The organism is Gardnerella sp. 30-4 (assembly GCF_001641215.1).
Taxonomy (GTDB): Bacteria; Actinomycetota; Actinomycetes; order Actinomycetales; family Bifidobacteriaceae; genus Bifidobacterium; species Bifidobacterium leopoldii.
This window is the reverse complement of the sequence record NZ_LXJL01000123.1, coordinates 1-3204: the sequence shown is the minus strand read 5'-3', so window position 1 is coordinate 3204 and position 3204 is coordinate 1. Positions and strand designations below refer to the sequence as shown.

The following is a 3204-nucleotide window of genomic DNA, read 5'->3' as shown; positions in this document are numbered from 1 at the left end:
ATATTTGTTAAATTATTTGAGTAATTGTTAAGTATTTGCTTATTTTGCAATTCGACTTTTTTGCGTTTTAGTGCGACAACTTTGTTTTCTTCGGCACTTTCGCTTTTGTTGTTTTCTGAGCCGTAGCTGTTTTTAACATTGTTGTCATAGTCATCGCAATTATCGCAGCTATCGTAATTTTCAGTATCGCAAGCCTTTTTGCTGCCTGTGCTCTTAAGTTCACTATCTCTACTTATACTGTTAGTGTTATCGCTATCAAGCTCAGCTATATTATTTGTGTTACTTGCATTTTCGCCTTCAAGAACATTTTTGCGCAAGAAAAAATATGCATAAGAATACATTGCAACAGAAAGAAGTCCTAAAACAAGCCACAAAACAAAAAAGCCAAAACTACGCATAAAAGCAGCTGCTGAGGCAAACGCCATCGCAGCTACTTCTGCGGAGTGCAATACTACTAATCGTTTTGTCATATAATCCTGCTGCAATCATTATTGAAAATGAGTTTTCAACGCAACCAAAAGTCGCATACTGTCACTTATTATAATCACATTTGACTTACATGCATTACTTGTAATCATTTCTTGCTACACAATTTGCTCTATTTTGTGCGCACTTATAAAGTAAAATATAAGAAAAGTAGCGTGAAATTGCAAGAAAGCCATTATGCCAAAAACGTATGCAATAGTAGATAACGATCCATTAGTTTTAGCGGTTATGCGAAACGTGCTCAGCAAGCTTTTGCCAAGCGAGTACGCGTGCAAATGGTGCGTAAAATCTGGAGCGCAAGCTTTGGAATACTGCCAAGTAGCAAAAACTACTCCGGATTATATTTTGATTGATATGTCAATGAAAGACATGTCTGGAGTAGACGTAATACGCGCAATTCGTGAGAAAAACAATAGCATTATTTTAATTGGTATGACTTCGTATGACTGCAGATCCTATGCTTCGTCAGTGGCGCAAGTTGGTGGGCAGGCAATGGTTGCTAAAGACAATTTCAAAGGGCTAGCAGAAGCTTTGCAATATTGTAATAATCAGCACGCGTATGGCTGCCGTTGTGTTAAAGACGTTGCTTACGATTTTGCTACACCGCAAGAATCTTTTATTAGGCTTTCTAAATCAAGATCGCGTAGCGTTTTGCCGCCTCAAGAACTAAAAATCATGGATCTGCTTGCTAAAGGCTACACAACGAATCAGATTGCGGCTCAACTTGGTCTTATGCCAAACACTATTAACACGCATATTCATAGAATTTACAAAAAATTGCATGTTTCTAACCGAGTGCAAGCAATATCCGCATTTGCTGCAATGCAAAATCGTGAGCAAAATAGCAATCTGTCGTATGCTTATAATTCGCCGCAGAATCATCCGAATTTTTTGCAAGAAACGGATAACGCATGTTAATGAACACATTTTCGCGCGTTATTGAGTTGGTTAAAAGCTGGAAAATTCAGCGAACTTTATTCATAATATTGGCGATTCTTGTAGTATCAATGGACGTGCAATCTTGCAATACAGCTGGTTTGTGGCACAATCCATTACAATCTGCGTGCCAATACGTTTGGATGTTTGCAACTTTTCTTATGATTGCTTTTCCGCGTCAAATATCACTCGTAACTCCGATTTTTTATTGCGTAACGTTAGCAGTACCAGGCGTAAATGCAACTTGTGTGCTTTTTGCGCTGCTCGCTGGCATGCTTGTTGCAGGCTTTTACGATTCGTGGAAGTATTTGCTTTGCGCTTACATAGTTTCGCTTAATATTATGTACTTTGCAAAAATGGCGTACATTCCGCTTACTTTTCCTTGTTTTGTTCTTATTTCTATGATTTGTGGCTACGCTTTGCACAAATATTTGAACATGTTGGAAGAAAATAATCGCGCAAAAATGGATATTGTACGGAGTAAGTTCCAGTCTTATATTGCGTCTGTTGCGTTGCAATTGCATGACGATGTGAACAATGAGATTACTGATATTACGTTGCTTGCGACGGATGCTTTATATGTTGAGAACAATGAACATACAAAAGAATCGTTAGAGCAGATTATTGAACATTCGCGTAATGCACTTTCCAAAGCGAGACTTGTTATCAGCCTGCTTGAGCAAGCTGAACAAAAGTATGATGATTCTTTAGATTCAAATATTGCTAGTACGCAGTTTGTTTATAGTTCTAATAACAATGATTGCATGAATTTGACTGATTTTTTATGCAATATTCGCGCGCGTTTACAGGCTGAACGGCAAATTTGTGAGCAGCTTGGGTACTATGGCTCTTTAATAGTGGTTGATAAAAGTTCGGGGAGTGGTGATTTTGCTGCATCTGCAACTGTTAGTACTGAAAAAGCTCAATGTGCTATTCGCATGTGCAGTGAGTTGCTTACTAACATTCGTAAGCATTGCAGTACTAGCGTTGACTTTTCTATGAACGTTACTGTTGATGAGCGAGAATGCAAAATAATGTGCATGAATTCGTTGTCGAATAAGTTTGGTGGAAGACTTGTTTTTGGCAAAGGGTTACTATTCCACAAAAAATCTGTGGAACGTTTAGGTGGATCTTTAAACGCGCAAAAAGATGATGACACTTGGCTGGTCAATGTTGTTATTCCACTAAACTAGCAGTACTTAAACTCTCGAGTTATCGTGGCAGTTTTTGCGAATTTTGCAATTTTTGCCACGATAACGTGTGATTTTTGTGTTTTATAAGTCTTGTAATACAATTCTTTTATCTTCTGCAGACTGCTTAGATGACTTATCGTCTTTCTTAAGAGAATGCGCATATCGAATAAGACTTCTTGCAATAAAGAACACTAATACGCATATAACAAGTGCAATAAGAATGTCAATTATTGGACCAAATAATGCATAGCTCATGATTCATCCTTTCTTTTTCTATATTCGTTTATGAGTGTTCGAGCTGTGTTAACATCGTATTTATCGTCAATAGCAAGACTCTTTACTAAAAGAACGAACGGGTCTTCTGGTTCATTGTCGCTTATGTGCAGCTTTTCAATGAGCCGGTTAAGCCTGATTCTCATCGTTGGGTAAGAGACTTGATACATTTGCGACATTTCTTTTAACGATCCAGACGATAATACAAAGTTCTTTATAAACGACATATCTTCGTCTGTGAGATTAGCCATCCATTTTGGAATATGATCCATATCACCCCTTTCGTCAACCTATAAAACTTTAATTAAATTAAACT

General features: G+C 37.6%; 5 protein-coding genes. 2 read left to right on the top strand and 3 right to left on the bottom strand.

Going from position 1 to position 3204, the window contains the following annotated elements:
- The coding region (locus tag A5294_RS06730; RefSeq protein ID WP_156483452.1) for a hypothetical protein at positions 1 to 470 on the bottom strand (470 nt) is incomplete at its 3' end.
- Positions 471 to 663: 193 nt separating this feature from the next.
- Between A5294_RS06730 and A5294_RS06040 the strand changes: the two genes are divergently transcribed.
- Together A5294_RS06040 and A5294_RS06035 are read left to right on the top strand one after the other, a co-directional pair.
- Positions 664 to 1404, top strand: coding sequence for a response regulator transcription factor (locus tag A5294_RS06040; RefSeq protein WP_064340702.1), 741 nt, complete (start codon positions 664 to 666; stop codon positions 1402 to 1404).
- Positions 1398 to 2615 carry a histidine kinase dimerization/phosphoacceptor domain-containing protein gene (locus A5294_RS06035; protein WP_064340701.1) on the top strand — a complete coding sequence of 406 codons (1218 nt, stop codon included), beginning with the start codon at positions 1398 to 1400 and terminating at the stop codon, positions 2613 to 2615. Before A5294_RS06040 ends, A5294_RS06035 begins: the two co-directional genes overlap by 7 nt.
- Before the next feature lie 81 nt (positions 2616 to 2696).
- On the opposite strand, the gene A5294_RS06720 is transcribed toward A5294_RS06035, so the two are convergent.
- Together A5294_RS06720 and A5294_RS06030 are read right to left on the bottom strand one after the other, a co-directional pair.
- Positions 2697 to 2870 carry a hypothetical protein gene (locus A5294_RS06720; RefSeq protein WP_004105682.1) on the bottom strand — a complete coding sequence of 58 codons (174 nt, stop codon included), beginning with the start codon at positions 2868 to 2870 and terminating at the stop codon, positions 2697 to 2699.
- Complete coding sequence (locus A5294_RS06030) at positions 2867 to 3160, bottom strand: DUF2089 family protein (protein WP_064340700.1); 294 nt, start codon at positions 3158 to 3160, stop codon at positions 2867 to 2869. The genes A5294_RS06720 and A5294_RS06030 overlap by 4 nt, the downstream gene beginning before the upstream one ends.
- Between the last annotated feature and the right edge of the window lie 44 nt (positions 3161 to 3204).

Coding starts and splice junctions, on each gene's coding strand:
- A5294_RS06720 (WP_004105682.1), bottom strand. CDS start 2,870: ATGAGCTATGCATTATTTGGTCCAATAATTGACATTCTTATTGCACTT.
- A5294_RS06040 (WP_064340702.1), top strand. CDS start 664: ATGCCAAAAACGTATGCAATAGTAGATAACGATCCATTAGTTTTAGCG.
- A5294_RS06030 (WP_064340700.1), bottom strand. CDS start 3,160: ATGGATCATATTCCAAAATGGATGGCTAATCTCACAGACGAAGATATG.
- A5294_RS06035 (WP_064340701.1), top strand. CDS start 1,398: ATGTTAATGAACACATTTTCGCGCGTTATTGAGTTGGTTAAAAGCTGG.